We start from the raw sequence: 17,829 nt of genomic DNA, 5'->3' as shown, positions 1-17,829 counted from the left end.
GAAAATTCCGGGCGGCTTGGACGCAATGGGGCCCGCACAGCGCCGGCCAAGTCCCGGCTGCTTACCTTCGCGCCAGGTTGGGCCGAGTAAAAGCTCTTTTTTCACCGCCCTGGTTTCACCTGCTAGTTCCTGTTTAGCCAACTTGCTCATGCCCGACGGCACCCTGCTGCTCATCGACGACGAAGGCCCCCTACGCCAGGCCATTGCCCGCATGCTGGAGCTGGAAGGCTACACCGTGCTGCAAGCCCAGGATGCCCGGCGCGGCCTGGAAACCCTGCAGCAGCACGCCGACGACATCCTGGTCATCTTATCCGACGTGAAGTTGCCCGACGGCTTCGGCCTCGATTTGCTGCCCCGCTACCAGGCCAAGGCCCCGCTGGCTGAAGTCATCCTGCTCACCGCCTTCGGCACCATTGCCGATGGGGTGCAGGCCATGAAGCAGGGCGCCTTCGACTACCTGACCAAGGGCGACTCCGATGACCAGCTCGTGGTGGTCGTCGACCGGGCTGTGACCAAAGCCCGGTTACAGCGGCGGGTGGCCGAGCTGGAAAAGAGAGTCGGAGCCCAGTACAGCTTCGAGAGCATGATTGGCCAGGCCCCGGCCCTGGAGCAGGCCAAGCGCACGGCCCGCCAAGTAGCCCAGACCGACGCGACGGTGCTGCTGGAAGGCCCCACGGGCGCGGGTAAGGAGCTGTTTGCCCAGGCCATTCACTACGGCAGCCCCCGCCGGAGTAAGCCGTTTGTGGCCCTGAACTGCTCGGCCTTTCCCAAGGATTTGCTGGAAAGTGAGCTATTTGGCTACCGGAAAGGCGCCTTTACCGGGGCCCAAACCGACAAGAAAGGCTTGCTGGAAGAAGCCTCGGGCGGCACGCTGTTCCTGGACGAAATCGGGGAACTCGACGTGATGCTGCAAGCCAAGCTGCTGCGGGTGCTCGAAACCCAGGAATTCACCAAAATCGGGGATACCCGGCCCACCCGCGTCAACGTGCGCGTAGTGGCCGCTACCAACCGCAACCTGCGCCAGGAAGCCGAGCAGGGCCATTTCCGGGCCGACTTGTACTACCGCCTCTCGGTGGTCGTAGTAGCCGTGCCCCCACTCAGTGCCCGCCGCAGTGACGTGCCCCTGCTGACCCGGTTTTTCCTGCAGCACTTTGCCGCCAAGCTGCGCCGCCGGCCTCTGGAGCTCATGCCCGAAGCCCTGCAGGCCCTGGAAAATTACGGCTGGCCCGGCAACGTGCGGGAGCTCAAGAACGTGTTGGAGCGGGCCTCCATCCTGACTCCACCCGACCAGCCCCTGACCGTCGACGACCTGCCCGTGGAGCTGCAGCTGGCGGCTTTGAACAGTGCTAGTCCCGATGCGCCTCCGCTCGATGAGCGCAACCTGCGCAGCGCCGAAAAGCAGCACATTCAGCGCGTGCTGCTGGAAGAGCACGGCAACAAAACCGAAACCGCCCGGGTGCTCGGCATTGCCCTGACCACGCTCTACCGCAAAATCCAGGATTACGGCCTCTAGCTGACGCCTACACCTAGCTGTTACCCGACGACCCCGCCCATCCAGCGGGGTCGTCAGCGTTTCGGGGTCTAGTGTTTTGCGAAACACCCTAGCGTTTCGCTAGGGTCGGCTCCAGGTCATGCAGGGCTGAAAGAACGTGAATGAAAATTATTGGCGCTGACTGGTAGTGGTTTACATAAAAGGTGAGCAGGAGAGAGGCGCTTAGGGTCCGGGCTTGCTAGGGCTGGGGCGCACCGCAAGTGCTTCACCTTTTACCCGCTTTTATGACTGCTCTGATGATTCCCCTGCTTACGGGTGCCGGCCTGGCCGGCTTCTGGCTTTTTTACAAGTCCGTGGACTTTTTCGACCACATCTAAGCCCGCCCCGAAGATGATGTTTGCCTTGTTTCTGCTGTCCCTGGCCACGTTTGGCTACCTGAGCTACGTGCTGCTGCGCCCGGAAAAATTCTAACCAATGAACCACGAACTTCTCAGCATTCTCGTCATTTTCTTTGCGACGCTGCTGCTGGCCCTGCCCCTGGGCCGCTACCTGGCCACCATCTACCGCGGCGACCCCAGCTGGAGCGACTTTCTGGCTCCCCTGGAGCGCCTGATATACCGCTTCGGCGGCATCGACCCCGGCAAGGGCATGAGCTGGCAGCAGCACTTGGTGGCCTTGCTGACCATCAACCTGGCCTGGTTTGTCTGGGCCATGCTGATTCTCTGCACCCAGGGCAGTTTGCCGCTCAACCCCGACCACAACCCCAGCATGACGCCCGATCTGGCCTTTAACACGGCCATTTCCTTTCTGGTCAACTGCAACCTGCAGCACTACTCGGGTGAGTCGGGGGCCACGTATTTCTCCCAGCTCTTCGTCATTACCTTCCTGCAATTCGTGACGGCCGCTACTGGTATGGCTGCCTGCGTGGTTGTATTCAATGCCCTCAAAGAAGGCACGACCGAGAAGCTGGGCAACTTTTACCAGTACTTCGTCAAAAGCATTACCCGGGTGCTGCTGCCCATCGGGCTGGTCGTGGCCCTGCTGCTCGTGTTTCAGGGCACGCCCATGAGCTGGGCCGGCAAGGCCAGTATCGTGACCGTGCAGGGCGACTCGGTAAGCGTGAGCCGGGGCCCGGCCGCGGCCATGATTGCCATCAAGGAGCTGGGCACCAACGGGGGCGGCTTCTTCGGGGCCAACTCGGCCCACCCGCTCGAAAACCCGACCTTCCTCAGCAACGCCGTCGAGAACATTGCCCTGGTGCTGATTCCGCTGGCCCTGGTCTTTGCCCTGGGCCACTACCTGCGGCGGCCCAAGCTGTCCTACATGGTGTTTGGGGTGATGACGGCGGGCTTCCTCATGCTGCTGGCCCCGACGGTGTATTACGAGATGCACGGCAACCCCGCCATTACGGAGCTGGGCGCCGACCAGCATCTGGGCGCGATGGAAGGCAAGGAAGTGCGCTTCGGGGCGGCGGCCTCGGCCTACTGGGGCATTACCAACACCGTTATCAGCTGCGGCTCGGTCAATTCCATGCACGATTCGCACATGCCGATTTCGGGCATGGCCGAGCTGCTGGGCATGATGACCAATGCCTTCTACGGCGGCGTGGGCGTGGGCTTCCTCAACTTCTTCGTCTTCGTCATCATTGCCGTGTTCATCTCGGGCCTGATGGTGGGCCGCACCCCGGAGCTGCTGGGCAAGAAAATCGAGGCCCGGGAAATGAAGATTGCCGTGCTGGTGGCCCTGCTGCACCCGTTGCTGATTCTGGCCGGCACGGCTATGTCGGCCCACCTCTACGCCAATAACCCCACCGAATACGCCGGCTGGCTGGCCAACCCCGGCTACCACGGCTTCTCGGAAATGCTCTACGAATTCACTTCCTCGGCCGCCAACAACGGTTCGGGCTTCGAGGGCCTGGGCGACAATACGCCGTGGTGGAACATCAGCACGGGCCTGGTAATGCTGCTGGCCCGCTACCTGCCCATTATCGGCCCGGTGGCCATTGCCGGGTTGCTGGCCCGCAAAAAGTTCATTCCCGAATCGGCCGGTACCCTGCGCGTCGACACGGCCACCTTCGGTATCATGGTCTTCTTCGTGATTTGGATTATTGCCGCCCTGGCCTTCTTCCCAGCCCTGGCCCTGGGGCCCCTGGCCGAGTATTTCACGCTGTACTAGAAGGTAGGACTCGGAGGTAAGAAGTTAGAGATAAGGCTTTTCCTGGTTTGGCCAGTCTCGTTCTAAAACCTGCACCTCGAGCTCCTAATGGCCTTTTTACTCCTTCTTCTAAGCTCTGAGCTCTCACCTCTAAGCTCTATATCCATACCCTTCTAAGTTCTGAGCTCTGAGCTCTAAGTTCTACATCATGCCTTCTCAATCCCAATCTTTGTTTCAACCCGCGCTGGTGGGCCAGGCCGTGAAGCAGGCCTTCGTCAAGCTCGACCCGCGGGTGATGTTCCGTAATCCGGTCATGTTTACCGTGGAAATCGGCACGGTGGTGATGCTCTTCGTCACGCTGGGGCTGCTGGTCCGGCCCGACGCGGCCCAGGGCAGCTTCGGCTACAACTGCACCGTGTTCGTGGTGCTGTTTCTGACCCTGCTCTTCGCCAACTTCGCCGAGGCCATTGCCGAGGCCCGCGGCAAGGCTCAGGCCGATTCGCTGCGCAAAACCCGCCAGGACACCCCCGCCCGCCTGCGCACTGCCGAGGGCAGCTTCGAGGAAGTCAGCTCGGCCCAGCTCCAGAAAGGCGACGTATTCGTAGTTGAGGCCGGCGAAATCATTGCCACCGACGGCGAAATCATCGAGGGCCTGGCCACCATTGATGAGTCGGCCATCACGGGCGAATCGGCCCCGGTTATCCGCGAAGCCGGCGGCGACAAATCCAGCGTCACGGGCGGCACCAAGGTCTTGTCCGACCGCATCGTGGTGCAAGTGACCACGGCCCCCGGCGAGTCGTTTCTCGACAAGATGATTGCCCTGGTGGAAGGCGCCTCGCGCCAGAAAACGCCCAACGAAATTGCCCTCACCATCCTGCTGGCGGGCTTCACGCTGGTCTTCGTGATTGTGTGCGTGACGCTGGCACCCTTCGCGGCCTATGCCAAGACGCCCATTGCCATTGCCGCCTTCATTGCCTTGTTCGTGTGTCTGATTCCGACTACCATTGGCGGCTTGCTCTCCGCCATCGGCATTGCCGGCATGGACCGGGCCCTGCGCGCCAACGTCATTACCAAGAGCGGCAAGGCCGTGGAAACCGCCGGCGACATCGACGTGCTCCTGCTCGACAAAACCGGCACCATCACCATCGGCAACCGCAAAGCCACCCACTTCTGGCCCGCCCCGGGCGTGCCCATCAGCCAGTTTATCGAGGCCGCCACGCTTAGCTCCCTCACCGACGAAACGCCCGAGGGCAAGAGCATCGTGGAACTGGCCCGGGACAACAAAGTAAGCCCCGAGCAGCTTCAGGCCCGGTTGCAGGGCGCCGAGCTCATCAAGTTCACGGCCGAAACCCGCAGCAGCGGCGTGACCCTCTCGGACGGCACCCGCCTGCGCAAGGGCGCCGCCGACGCCATCCGGCAGCTGGCCGAGCAAACTGGCAACGCTTATCCTGCCGAAGTAGCCGAGCGGGTAAAAACCGTGGCCAGCAACGGCGGCACCCCGCTGGTGCTCAGCCACAACGACCGGGTGCTGGGCGTAGTCGAGCTGCAGGACATCATTAAACCTGGCATTCAGGAGCGGTTTGCCCGTCTGCGCAACATGGGCATCAAGACGGTGATGGTAACGGGTGATAATCCGCTGACGGCCAAGTTTATTGCCGAAAAAGCCGGAGTCGACGACTTCATTGCCGAGGCCAAGCCCGAGGACAAGATGCACTACATCCGCCGCGAGCAGGAGCAGGGCAAGCTGGTGGCCATGATGGGCGACGGCACCAACGACGCCCCGGCCCTGGCCCAGGCCGACGTGGGAGTAGCCATGAACTCGGGCACCCAGGCCGCCAAGGAAGCCGGCAACATGGTCGACCTCGACAACGACCCCACCAAGCTCATCGAGGTGGTCGAAATCGGCAAGCAGCTGCTCATGACCCGCGGCACGCTCACCACCTTCAGCATTGCCAACGACGTGGCCAAGTACTTCGCCATCGTGCCGGCCCTGTTCATGGTGGGCATTCCGGCCCTGGGCGCGCTGAATATCATGGGCCTGAAGTCGCCGCAGTCGGCTATTCTCTCGGCCGTCATTTTCAACGCTATTATTATTCCGGCCCTGGTGCCGCTGGCCCTGAAAGGCGTGGCTTACCAGCCGGTGGGTGCCTCGGCACTACTGCGCCGCAACCTACTCATCTACGGCCTGGGCGGGGTGCTGGTGCCCTTCGTGGGCATCAAGGTCATTGACCTGCTTGTGGGAGTGTTTTTGTAGGCTTCAAAGCTCTACGAAACGAAAGTCCTGCGCAATGACATATCCCTTGTCACCGACGAGAAGCAAGTGAAACGTAGGGCTTGCCAGTGGAGAATTCTCAATCTCGCCAAGAAAATAAGCCGATACACCGTGTTCGGTACACGCATTCATAACGGCTTGAGCAACAGAAAGTGGCGCGCCCGACAAAAGTAATCCGGACCCATCGAGCAGGTTTCGTCGGAGGTGACTTTCACCGAATGCCCCTCTTCCAAATAACACGCAACGCCAATCGCGCCACTCCTGAAACACAAGCTGAATTCGCTTACGAATCTCAGCAAGCAGTTGCCGCGGGTTTTGAGGCCGGGAAGTGATGTATACATCAACCAAGCGGCTATTGAGGCTTAGCAGCAAGGGATGCTCTGAGCAACTCATGGATTCTCCCCGCATTCCCGGCTTAAGACGCGCCTCGGCTTTTTCTACAAAGTCAACCCGAAACTTTCTGCCTGGCATGGTCAGAACCGCAAACGTGGTTTCGGCCACCATCACGGTGACCATCTGATTATCGGGAATCGGGCTGTCAGGCATACCTCAAATGTACCAATTGCGAAAACCAACCATGAAAAATCAACTCATTCCCGCTTTGCGCCTCACGCTGGTGATGCTGCTGCTGTGCTGCGGCTTGTATCCGGCCCTGGTGTGGGCCGCCGCCCAGGTGGCGCCCGGCCGCGGACAAGGCGAGCAAATCACCCGTCAGGGCCGGGTCGTGGGCTTTGCCAACGTGGGCCAGAAGTTTGACCGGCCCGAGTACTTCACCAGCCGCCCCTCGGCCGTGGACTACAATGCCAGCGGCTCGGCCGGCTCCAACAAGGGCCCGTCGAACCCCGAGTACCTGGCCGAAGTCCACACCCGGGTGGAAGCCTTTCTAACCCAGAACCCCACGGTGAAACGGGGAGAAGTGCCCGCCGAACTGGTTACGGCCAGCGGCTCGGGCCTCGACCCGCACCTGTCGCCCGAAGGCGCCTACGCCCAAGTGGAACGGGTGGCCCGGCTGCGCCGCCTGCCCGCCGAGCGGGTTCGGCAGCTGGTAGCGGCCCACGTGGAAGAGCCCATCTTCGCCTTTTTCGGACCGGCTAAGGTCAACCTGCTAGCCTTGAACCTGGCCCTGGACGAGCTGGCCCCGCTGCCGCAACGCTAACGGGCAACTCACTTTTTCCTTTTTCTATTCACCCGGGCGGGCCTGAATTCTTGGCGGCCCGCACCACTCCCTTCGCCCCACGGGCGACTCCATAATGAAACACTTCTTGACCTTGGGCCTGCTGCTCACCACTGCCGGCGCCGCGCTGGCCCAGGCTCCCTCGGCCGCCGATTCGGTGGCTGCCACCCCACCGCCTGCTGCCAATCCGCTGACCTTTTACGGCTTTGTGGATGGCTATTACGGCTTTGATTTTAAGCACCCGGCCACCAACACCCGCCCGGGCTTTCTGTACTCGCACAACCGTCAAAACGAGTTTACCGTCAACCAAGGCCTGGTCGGGCTGCGCTACGACGACGGGCGGGTGCGCGGGGCCGTGGGCCTGCACGCGGGCAGCTACGTGGCGGCCAACTACGCCGCCGAGGACCCCGTGTTCAAGCACATCTACGAAGCCTACGCCGGCTTCCGGCCGTTCCAGAAAGCCTGGCTGGACCTGGGTATTTTCAGCTCCCATATTGGCTTTGAGTCGGCCCTGAGCAAGGACAACTGGACGCTGACCCGCTCGTTGATGGCCGAAAACTCGCCCTACTACGAAGCCGGGGCCCGCTTTACCTACGAAGTAGCCCCCCAGCTCACCCTAACCGGCCTGGTGCTCAACGGCTGGCAGAACATCCGCGAGACCAACCAGGGCAAGGCCCTCGGCACCCAGATTCAGTGGAAGCCGACGGATAAACTCCTGATCAATTCCAGCACCTTCCTGGGCAACGAGCAGCCTCAGGACTCGCTCCGCCGCCGGCGCTACTTCCACAATTTCTACCTCACCTACGCGGCCACCGAGCGGCTGGCTCTGGCAGCGGTATTCGACGTGGGCAAGCAGCAAAGCGCCGGCCGCCGTGGCTACGACACCTGGCACACGGCCGCCGCCTTTGTGAAGCTGAAGCTGGCCGACAAGCTTTCCGGCACGCTGCGCGGTGAGTACTACTACGCCCAGCGCGGGGTCATCATCAGCAGCCTGCAGCCGGCCCGCACCGACGCGGATTTTCGGGTGGCGGGCGGCTCCCTGAACCTGGATTACGCCCCGGCCGCCAACGTGCTGTTTCGGGTGGAAGGCCGCTACCTGCAAGCCCAAGACGCCATTTTTCAGCAGCGCGACGCCCAGACGGCCGACGGCTACGGCAACCTGACGACCAGCGTGGCGCTTTCGTTCTAACCCACTTCTTCCTGCTTTCGCCATGAGTTCATCTTCCGAGCAGGACCAGCGCGACCAGTCGGCCGAGCGGTTTCTGCGCCTGGTGCAGGGCAAGCGGCGCGGCACGCTCAAGGTGTACCTGGGTTTGGCTGCCGGCGTGGGCAAAACCTACCGCATGCTCCAGGAAGCCCAGGATTTGCACCAGCACGGCGTGGATGTGCTCCTGGGCTATATCGAAACCCACGGCCGGGCCGGCACGGTGGGCCAGCTTATCGGCCTGCCGCTGCTGCCGCGCAAGCAGCTGTTTTACAAGGGGCGGGCCCTGGAGGAAATGGATGTGGAAGGCATTGTGCAGCGCCGGCCGCAGGTGGTCGTAGTCGATGAGCTGGCCCATTCCAACGTGCCCGGCTCCCGGCATGAAAAGCGGTGGCAGGATGTGGCGTTTTTGGTAAGTCAGGGTATTTCGGTAATTACGGCCCTCAACGTGCAGCATCTGGAAAGCCTGCACGACCAGGTGCTCAAAATCACCGGTACCGACGTGACCGAGCGAGTCCCGGATCAGCTCCTCAAGCAGGCCGACGAGGTGGTCAACGTGGATTTGACGGTGGGAGAGCTGCGCACCCGCTTGGAAGAAGGCAAGATTTACGACCCGGCCAAGGTGCCCACAGCCCTGCTCAACTTTTTCCAGGCCGAAAATCTGCTTCAGCTGCGCCGTCTGGCCGTGCGCGAAGTAGCCCAGCTGCTCAGCCGCCAGGTCGAAACCGATGCCGGCGGTGCCTGGCCCGTCACGCCCCAGCGCCGCAACGACGACCGGCTGCTGGCCTGCATCAATGCCAACGACCAGGCCGCTAAGGAAATTATCCGCAAAACCTCCCGCCTGGCCGACCGGTTCGGGGCCGCGGCCTGGTACGTGCTCTACGTGCAAACCACCCCCGAAGCCGCCGACCGGATCAACCTGGCCACCCAGCGCCGCCTGCTGGGCAATCTGCAGCTGGCTACCGAGCTGGGCGCCCAGATTCTGCGCGTCAAGTCCGACGATATCGTGGGTGCCATCCGGCAAGTGGCCGCCGAAAAAAACGCCACGCTACTGGTGTGCGGCATCACTCGGGAGAAAAGCCTCTGGGAGCAACTCAGCCGCCGCGGCGTAACTCAGGATCTGCTGCGCGCCGTGGCCCGCACCGACCAGGACCTGGACGTGTACCTGGTTACGTATTAGCCTACGGGTGAAGGAGCCAAAACAGTAATGTCGTCTCAAGCGGCGCAAGCAGCACAGAGGTTGACGCTGTTGGAAATAGAACGTCATTTCGAGCCCCGCGAGGAACCTCGCATGCTGGCGTTGTTGAGGAAAGAACCTTCTGCTTTACTAGGGCACAAGTCAGCTCAAGCGTCTCCGCCACTTCTTTGCCAGGGCCATTGATTACCATTGCACGCGAGATTCCTCGCCGGGCTCGACATGACGTTCTTAATTGGCCCTTGCCGAGCTCACTCAACCTCCGCCTTCCGGCGCTTCGCGAATGAATTTAAAAACCAAAATCAACCTGGGGTTTCTGGCCATGCTGCTGCTGCTACTCAGCATCGGCGGCTACGGCTACTACTCCCTGCGGCAGCTCGACCGCAACTCCCGGGACGTACTCACGGCCAACCTTTACTCTGTTACCCTGGGCCAGCAGATGCTGCGCAGCCTGGATGAGCTGGCCCGCCAGCCTTTAGCCGATACGGTAGCCACAGCCCGCTTTGCCACCGCGTTGCGCAAAGAAGCCGGTAATGTGACCGAGGCCGGGGAGCAGGAGGTCGTTGAGGAGTTGGGGCAGCGCCTACGGGTGCTTCAGCAGCTGCAACGCGCCGCGCCGGGTTCTGCAGCCTTGGTGGCCGCCCCGCCTACCGTGGCCGAACTGCGCCGCCTGACCTACCAGATGGTCGAGGTCAACACGGCTGCCCTGACCCGCAAAACCGCCCAGGCCAACCGCCGCGCCGACGAGGCCAACCGCAACCTGCTCGTCTTCCTGACCCTGGCCACGCTCTTGGCCCTGGGCCTGGTGGGCAGCGTGCCCGAAGCCGCCGTGCAGCCCCTGCGCCGCCTCACCGCTGCCCTCAACCACGCCACCGAGCGCGACTTTTCGGCCAGCATCCCCCAGGAAAGCACCGACGAGTTTGGGCAGGTGGCCCGGGCCTTCAACCGCATGCTCAGCCAGCTGCGCGAGTACCGCACCTCCACGGCCGCTGAACTAATCACCGAGCGTAACCGGGCCGCCAGCATCGTCAACACCCTGGACGAAGGCCTACTGCTGCTCGACGAGCACCGCCGCATTCTGCTGGCAAACCCCGTCATGTGCGAGCTGCTGGGGTTGCAGCCCGAACAAGTTGTGGGGCAGCCCGCGCCGGTGTTGCGCCTGCACAACGACCTGCTCCAAACCATGCTCAGTCCGCTCGACGCGCCTAACCGGGCGGCGGCCGTGGCCGAAGCCCCGCTGCTGCACATCAGTCAGCGCGGCGAGGAAGCGTTTTACCGCCTAGCCGTGCAGGATTTGGTGTCTTTCAACGAGGCCACCGAGAAAACCGAGTTTGTGGGGCAGATCCTGACTCTGCGCAACGTGTCGGACTTCAAGAAGCTGGATCAGGTCAAGTCCAACTTCCTGGCCACCGTCTCGCACGAGCTCAAAACTCCGCTTTCGAGCATGAACATCAACCTGCGCCTGCTGCTTGACGAGCGACTGCCGGCCGAGGAGCGCCTGCGTATTACCGGCGACGTGCGCCAGGAAACCCAGCGCCTGCAGCGCATGGTGGCCGAGCTGCTCGATGTATCCCGCCTCGACGCCGGGGCCGGCATCCAGCTCGACCTTCGCCCCACTAGTCTCGCCGACGTGGTGGGCTATGCCACTGCCACGGTGCAGGCCCAGCTCGATACTAAGCAGCTGCGCCTGGATGTGCACTTGCCCCAGAATTTGCCCGCCGTGCGCGCCGACGTCGAAAAGACTACCTGGGTGCTCATCAATCTGCTGGCCAACGCCACGCGCTATTCGCCGGTCGGGGAGGTCCTGACGGTGCGGGCCAGGCCGGCCGGTAGCTTCGTGCAGGTTAGCGTGCAGGACTACGGCCCCGGCATTGCGGCGGATAATCACGAGCGAATCTTTCAGCGCTTTGCCCAGATCCCCGACAAAACCGGCTACCGAGGCGGCTCCGGCCTGGGCCTGAGCATTGCCCGGGAGTTTATTACCTCCCAGGGTGGCCGGCTCTGGGTTGAGAGTGAACTGGGGTCGGGCAGCATATTTCTGTTCACGCTGCCGGTCGTCGGCTAGCAAGCAGTCGGCTGAAAGCAACTGTTACACCCCCGGGTTGCCCTGCAGCGCAAGGCGACCCGGGGGTGCTTGTGTTTGCACAAAAGGATATATCCAAATGTGTAAAAATGGTTTGAGCTACTGCGTGGGGCCGGTATCCGTTTTGGCTTCCAGCGGAGCCTGAATGCCCACTGGCACCCGCGACATGATGTCGTAGCCGGTAGCCGCTTCGATGGCGTCGACGGTGGTACGGTAGCTGCCCCAGCTGGTGCTAAGGGTATTGTCATTGGGCGTATCCACGGCAATGATCCGAGTAGTGCTGCCGACGCGGCTCACGTCGTCGTTGCCCTGGGGCAATACCACAATGACCTTCCAGATGCGCTGAGGCACCGTAATGCGGCCGTTGTCGAGGGTTTCCTTGTAGCCGCTGGAGCCAGTGCCGCCTTTGCCATAATTACCCATAAGGATATACAGCTCATTGCCCTGATTAACCAGGGTGCGGCAGTAGTCTTCCAGGTTAGCCCAGGTCTGCTGGTTGTTTCGTGGGGCCTGGGGCACCATGTTGGTCATCAGGAAAGTCGCCGAGTTGTCGGCTACAGTCTTGGTGCGGTCGGCGGAGGGACAATTATGGCCCCGGTCGAAGCCCGAGCCGGTGTAGCTGCTGGTGCCTACCTGATACCACCCGGCCGGTAACGTGGCGTCGGGGCGGAAGTCGTCCTGACGGGGAGCCGAGCCCAGCCACTCAGGGCTGAGGTGCCAGCTTACCCAATTGGGAATGCCCCGGTCGCGGTGGTACGACACGGCATACTGGCTTTTCAGCAGCAGGTAATTAGTGGGCTGATTAACGTCGGCCGTGGCCCCACTGGGGTTGCCCAGCGTGATGTGCTCAGGCAGCGGTGCTTCGGGGACGACGGGCTTTGCTTCTTCCGTTTCCTTGGAGCAGGCAGCCGCGAGCAGGCCCAGCGCCAGCAATGCGGCGGTAGAAAATCTAGTGGTACTCATGAAGGCAATAGGAGGTGAGGGTAAGAGCAGAAAACAAAGAACGGAAGTTGGCCGCAAACAGCCGCTGAACTCCCGGGCCACCTTGTCCGGGAAGGCTGCCCGTCGTCTTCCTTCTGGTGGCCGATCCGAAAGCGCAGCGGCGGCGGTAAGCAGGTATCGGCTCTGGCCTGGCCGTTTGCATCGGTATATACGGCGGCCGGTACTCTGTTTTGGCAAACTGCCCTACCAAAATGGAAAGGTTTCGCGCCCATCGAACGGCTGTTAATAACTGATTGATATTTTTAGTAATTGATAATCAGGGTATTGGGTAGTGTTTCTGAAAATGCGCCCGGCGGCGGCACTGGTCTTGGCAACAGGGCCATATCCCCAATCAGCTAACCTGCCGCTCGCATGGACCTTTTCGACAACCTCGCCAAAGCCACCAAAGACTTCTTCGTTGAAGCCGACAGCCCCAGCGCCCCGGGTAAGGCCAGCAAAGGCCCTACCCAACCAGTACTGCCCCTGCCAACGCCGGTCCCCCAGCAATTGCCCGTAACGCCCGGAATCGGCACGTTCGCCCTCAACCAGCCCGCGGTAACCCAGCCCGAGCAGCGTCACCTCGACCACATTGCCTCGCTGCTGGCCGGCGACGGCAAAGACTTCGTGGCCTACACCAAAATGGTAAAGAGCATGGCTGCCAGCGGACTTGCCGGGCCGGTGCTCTACCAAACCGCCTTTCACGCCTTTGCCGCCGTCACGGGCCTCGACGCGGCTACGCTGCTAACCACGGGTGAGCAGCTGGAACAGAAGCTGGTGGCCGACCGCAATAAAGTGCTGGAGCGCCACCAGGAAAAGATGGGGGAGCTCAAAATTGCCAACGCCCAGCCCAGCACCATCGTGCAGCTCACGGGCCAGGAGCAGCGCCTGCAGGCCGAGCTAACGGAGCTGACCAAGCAGCTAGAAGCCAAAAGTCAGCAGCTCCAGGCTACCCAGCAGCAGCTCGTAGCCGAGCGCCAGAAGGCCCAGTCCTCGCTGGCTTCCTACGAACTGGCCAACGCCAGCGCCGCCGCCGACCTGAAAGCCCACCGTCAGGCCGCCCAGTCCTTCCTCTTAGGGGTGAACTAGTGAGGTGGTGAAATGGTGAGTTTTTCAGCGCCACCATTTCAGCTGCCAACTATCAACCTCCCTCTAAAACATCAAGCTCACCACCTCACTAGTTCACCATCTCACCATATGAATACGTTGCTTCCTGCCGGTACTTCTACGGATTTACCCAAATGGCAAAAGCCCGAAAAGGCCGCGGGCTGGGTTTTTCTGACCGCCGCCGCCGGGGCCGGCGTCTACTTCTGGGGCCAGATCGTGCCCTATCTGGTCGACATTGTCTTCGACACGGTCAAGCTCGGCTTCGGGCTCGGGGTGCTGTTCGTCCTCTTTTTGATTGTCACCAGCAAGCGGATCAAGGCCGGGCTGTGGTACGCCGGGCAACGCATCTTCCGCACCGCGGCCGGCATCTTCGTCGAGACGGACCCCATCGGGATTATGCAGGACTACATCCGCAATACCGAGAAGGAAGCCCAGAACATGGAGTCGGAAGTGGGGCACATTGAAGGGGCCCACGAGCTGGTGAAGCGCAAGATGGACGCCAACAAGCAGCAGCTCCAGGAGTACCTGCGCCTGGCTGACTCGGCTGCCCGCAAGGGCGAAAAGGACTTCGCCGAATCCTACGCTTCCCGGGCCGCTCAGCTGGAAGACTACAATAGCCGTCTGCAGCCCATGCTGACGACCACGGCCAACGTGACGCTGGTGATGCGCCAGATTCTGAAAGCCGCCCTGCGTCAGATCGACAACTCCAAGTTCAAGGTCAACCTGCTCAAGGACGAGTACGAGCTGGTGAAGCGCACTTCCTCCGGCATGCGGGCCGCCATGAACATCCTGCGCGGCGACCCCGACAAGAAGTACTTCTTCGACATGGCCACGGACCGGGTAGCCCAGGACATGGCCCAGCAGCTGGGGCAGATCAAGCAGGCCATGCGCTACAGCCAGGAGTTCGTGAAGGAAATGGACATTCAGAACGGGGTGATGAGCGAGAAGGGCCAGCGCCTGCTGGAGAAATACCAGCAGGGCGACTTCAACACCTTGCTTAATGAGCAGCCTAGTTCCAGTGCCCTGAGTGGCGCTGCCGCCACCGCTAAAGCTACTAACGATGCCTATTCTAATCTGCTGGATTAACCTGCTGCTTGCCCTCGGTCTGGGCTGTCTGCTCGGCTAAGCAAAGCCCGACCAATTCCCCTCCTTCCTTTAAGGAGGGGAACTCGACCAACCAAACAACTGACAACGAACAACCAACAACTACCATGACAACGCGCGGTAAAATCGTAATCGGTGCCCTGATTGTGGCGCTGCTCTACTTCGGCATCAACAAGCTTATCGGCAGCGGCCTGCTGTTTAAAAAGGCCGCTACGGAGTCGGTGCTGCTTAATTCTATTGAGCTGCCAACCCAAACGGCCGGCACCCGCACCAACCAGGCCGTGCCGCTAGCCCCACTACCGGGCAGCACACCCACCGAGAAGGGTGCCCCGGTGACCTGGGAAGTAATGGCCTGGAACTCGCAGATGGCCGGTATGCTGGCCAACGGCGGCCCCCGCACCACCGAGGGCTCCAGCATGGCCGCCAACGGCATCAACCTGCAGATCGTGCGCCAGGACGACGTGGCCAAAATGCAGGCCGACCTGGTCAAAAACGCCCTGGATATGGAGCAGAACCCCGAAACGCCGGGTTTGATTGTGAGCATTATGGGCGACGGGCTGCCGGCCTTCTCGGCGGTGCAGAGCCAGCTGGAAAAAGCCGGCACGGGCTTACAGATTCTGCCCTACAGCTGCGGCAAGTCGTTTGGCGAAGACAAGCTGATGGGCCCCAAGGAATGGCTCGACAACCCCAAGGCGGCCCTGGGCAAAACCATTGCCTGCTACCTGCGCGACGGCGACCAGAACATTGCCCTGAAGTGGTGCGCCGACAATGGCCTGAAAGTAAACCCCGACGAAACCACCTACGACCCCGAAGCGGTGAACTTCATGGCCGCCCCCGATTTTTTGGCTGCCGCCGAAAAGTACATTACCGGCAAGCCTGAGCAGCGCACCAAGGTGGTGAAAGGCAAGGACACCGGCGTGAAAGTCGACGTGCCCGCCGATGCCGTAGCCACCTGGACGCCCGGCGACGTGAATATTGCCAAGCAGAAAGGCGGCCTGGTCAACATCGTCTCGACCAAGGACTACAGCAACCAGATGCCCAACATCATGGTCACGACTAAGCGCTGGTACGACGCCCATACCAAAGAGGTGGAAGGCATGATGATGGCCCTGGCCGTGGCCGGCGACCAGGTGAAAAGTCACCCCGAGGCCCTGAGCCGCGCCGCCGATATTTCGGCCGAAGTGTACGGCGACAAAGACAAGAATGGCGGTTACTGGCTGCGCTATTATAAAGGAGTAAGTGAGGCCGACCGCACCGGCGAAGTCGTGGAGCTGGGTGGGAGCAAGGCCTTCAACTTCGCCGATAACCTGGCCTTGTTTGGCCTGGAGGAAGGCGGTACCAATGTCTACGCCTCGGTATACAAAACCTTCGGCGACGTGCAGCACAAGCTCTATCCTAAGGAACTGCCCAGCTACGTGCCCCTGGACCAGATGCTGGACCTGAACCTGCTCAAGAAATTGCAGAGCCAGTACAAGGGCAAGGCCATTGCGCCGGCCGACAAGCAGCAGTTTGCCGCCGACGATGAAATCCGCCGTAGCGTGAGCAAGCGGGCCTGGAACATCGAGTTCGAAACCGGCCAGAGCACCTTCACCCCGGCCGCCGAGCGGGATTTGAACCAGCTCTTCGACGACCTCGTAGTAGCCGGCCGCCTGAAAGTAGCCGTCCACGGCCACACCGACAACCAGGGCGACCCGCAGAAAAACCAGCAGCTCAGCGAAGACCGGGCCCTGGCCGTGCAGCAGTGGCTGAGCCGCAAAAGCTCCAGCGCCTTCCCTGAGGGCCGGGTGCAGATCTACGCCCACGGCGCCACCGAACCCCTGGCCAGCAACGCCTCGCTCGACGGCCGCGCCAAAAACCGCCGGGTGGAAATCGTGCTGGGCAACTAGGTGAGATGGTGAACTAGTGAGATGGTGAGTTTACCCTTCGAGCTGCGCGAATGGGTCAAACTACACCAGCAGAACATTGACTCACTAGGTCACAAACTCTCTATCCATCGTGCCTTATCCTAGCCGACTTATCCAACGTGTCCTATTCTAATGCATAGCGAAGAAGAAGTCCCGCCCGGAGCGGGGCTTCTTCGGGCTGTGAAGTAAGTCTAGTCCTTCCTCAACCAAGTGAGTTGAGCGCCTGCCGCTTCCCCAGCGCCATTTGCGCCAACAGAACAAAACTCACTAAGTCACTCATTCACTAACTCACAGTATGAAAGAGCTATTTGCCCCCAATGCCCAGCCCAGCCGACCGGTGTTTGCCACCATGGTGGGCGCCCAGTTATTGGTGCTGGTGCTGCTCTGGGTGTTTTTTCCCCTGCAGCTGTTCCCCAGCTTGGGCCAGGTGCTGCGCGCGTTGGGCGACCTAATCACCTCCCAGGGCTTGTTGCAGGAGCTTTGGGCCAGCATGACCACGGCCCTGCAGGCGCTGGCTATCGGCACGGTGCTGGCCCTGATTATATCCTACCTCACGGCCCTGCCGTTTTTTCGGCCCATTGCCTACGCGGCCACCAAGATGCGCTACCTCACGCTCACGGGCCTCACCTTTTTCATGGCGCTCATGCTCAGCTCGGGCCATCAGGTCAAGCTCTCGGTGCTCGTGTTTGCCACCACCGTGTACCTGGTCACGGGCATGACCAGCGTGATTCTGACCACGACTCAGGAGGAAATGGACCACGCCCGCACCCTGGGTTTGGGCGAGTGGCGCAGCTTTCTGGAAGTGGTGGTGCTGGGCAAGCTGGATTTGATGCTGGAAGTGGTGCGCCAGAACTTCGCCATCATCTGGACGATGATTACGCTGGTCGAAACCCTTTACCAGTCGGAAGGCGGCATCGGGCTGCTGCTCTACAAGCAGAACCGCTACCTCCACCTCGACGGAGTGCTGGCCATTCAGCTGGTCATCCTGGCTACCGGGGCCCTGCAGGACTATGTCTTCGTGCTCCTGCGCCGGGTGTTTTTCCCCCATTCGGCTTTGACTGCGGCCAGCTAGCTAGGTGTGATAATGAGGCGTGGTAATTTTTCCAAAGTATGAAAAAATACCACACCCGTTTCCCTCAGAAGCGTGGTAAATTTTTCATCC

14 protein-coding genes are annotated in these 17,829 nt (G+C 61.4%); 12 read left to right on the top strand and 2 right to left on the bottom strand.

Annotated elements, in window-relative coordinates; genetic code table 11:
* Positions 1-148: 148 nt before the first annotated feature.
* The 4 genes from MUN80_RS18180 (at position 149) to kdpB (ending at position 5,900) form a co-directional block, all read left to right on the top strand.
* Positions 149-1,513, top strand: a complete 1,365-nt coding sequence (locus MUN80_RS18180; protein ID WP_244714951.1) for a sigma-54-dependent transcriptional regulator — start codon at positions 149-151, stop codon at positions 1,511-1,513.
* Between the two features lie 369 nt (positions 1,514-1,882).
* A complete protein-coding gene (locus MUN80_RS26220) occupies positions 1,883-1,963 on the top strand; it encodes a potassium-transporting ATPase subunit F (protein ID WP_375373990.1) in 81 nt (26 codons plus the stop codon).
* Positions 1,964-1,966: 3 nt separating this feature from the next.
* Complete coding sequence (gene kdpA, locus MUN80_RS18175) at positions 1,967-3,667, top strand: potassium-transporting ATPase subunit KdpA (protein WP_244714949.1); 1,701 nt, start codon at positions 1,967-1,969, stop codon at positions 3,665-3,667.
* A gap of 187 nt (positions 3,668-3,854) precedes the next feature.
* A complete protein-coding gene (kdpB, locus tag MUN80_RS18170) occupies positions 3,855-5,900 on the top strand; it encodes a potassium-transporting ATPase subunit KdpB (protein WP_244714947.1) in 2,046 nt (681 codons plus the stop codon).
* Positions 5,901-5,903: 3 nt separating this feature from the next.
* On the opposite strand, the gene MUN80_RS18165 is transcribed toward kdpB, so the two are convergent.
* Entirely contained in the window at positions 5,904-6,464 is a 561-nt protein-coding gene (locus MUN80_RS18165; protein WP_244714945.1) for a hypothetical protein, read from the bottom strand.
* 31 nt (positions 6,465-6,495) lie between these two features.
* On the opposite strand from MUN80_RS18165, the gene kdpC reads away from it, so the two are divergent.
* From kdpC to MUN80_RS18145, 4 genes are all read left to right on the top strand, one after another.
* On the top strand, positions 6,496-7,074 hold the full coding sequence (kdpC, locus tag MUN80_RS18160) for a potassium-transporting ATPase subunit KdpC (RefSeq protein ID WP_244714943.1): 579 nt from the start codon (positions 6,496-6,498) through the stop codon (positions 7,072-7,074).
* Between the two features lie 94 nt (positions 7,075-7,168).
* On the top strand, positions 7,169-8,281 hold the full coding sequence (locus MUN80_RS18155) for a porin (RefSeq protein ID WP_244714941.1): 1,113 nt from the start codon (positions 7,169-7,171) through the stop codon (positions 8,279-8,281).
* 22 nt (positions 8,282-8,303) lie between these two features.
* Entirely contained in the window at positions 8,304-9,476 is a 1,173-nt protein-coding gene (locus tag MUN80_RS18150; RefSeq protein ID WP_244714939.1) for a sensor protein KdpD, read from the top strand.
* Between the two features lie 298 nt (positions 9,477-9,774).
* Positions 9,775-11,556: a sensor histidine kinase gene (locus tag MUN80_RS18145; RefSeq protein ID WP_244714937.1), complete on the top strand. Its 1,782-nt coding sequence runs from the start codon at positions 9,775-9,777 to the stop codon at positions 11,554-11,556.
* A gap of 117 nt (positions 11,557-11,673) precedes the next feature.
* On the opposite strand, the gene MUN80_RS18140 is transcribed toward MUN80_RS18145, so the two are convergent.
* Entirely contained in the window at positions 11,674-12,537 is an 864-nt protein-coding gene (locus tag MUN80_RS18140) for a DNA/RNA non-specific endonuclease (protein ID WP_244714935.1), read from the bottom strand.
* Between the two features lie 390 nt (positions 12,538-12,927).
* Here MUN80_RS18140 and MUN80_RS18135 point away from each other — a divergent pair, with 390 nt between their 5' ends.
* From MUN80_RS18135 to MUN80_RS18120, 4 genes are all read left to right on the top strand, one after another.
* Positions 12,928-13,641, top strand: coding sequence for a hypothetical protein (locus MUN80_RS18135; protein ID WP_244714933.1), 714 nt, complete (start codon positions 12,928-12,930; stop codon positions 13,639-13,641).
* 108 nt (positions 13,642-13,749) lie between these two features.
* Entirely contained in the window at positions 13,750-14,745 is a 996-nt protein-coding gene (locus tag MUN80_RS18130; protein ID WP_244714931.1) for a PspA/IM30 family protein, read from the top strand.
* A gap of 125 nt (positions 14,746-14,870) precedes the next feature.
* Entirely contained in the window at positions 14,871-16,649 is a 1,779-nt protein-coding gene (locus MUN80_RS18125; RefSeq protein WP_244714929.1) for an OmpA family protein, read from the top strand.
* Between the two features lie 313 nt (positions 16,650-16,962).
* Positions 16,963-17,739 carry an ABC transporter permease gene (locus MUN80_RS18120; protein ID WP_244714927.1) on the top strand — a complete coding sequence of 259 codons (777 nt, stop codon included), beginning with the start codon at positions 16,963-16,965 and terminating at the stop codon, positions 17,737-17,739.
* Positions 17,740-17,829: the final 90 nt, after the last annotated feature.

Source organism: Hymenobacter cellulosivorans, assembly GCF_022919135.1.
Classification (GTDB): Bacteria; Bacteroidota; Bacteroidia; order Cytophagales; family Hymenobacteraceae; genus Hymenobacter; species Hymenobacter cellulosivorans.
Note: the sequence above shows the minus strand (reverse complement) of the source record. Positions and strands in the feature narration are given on the sequence as shown.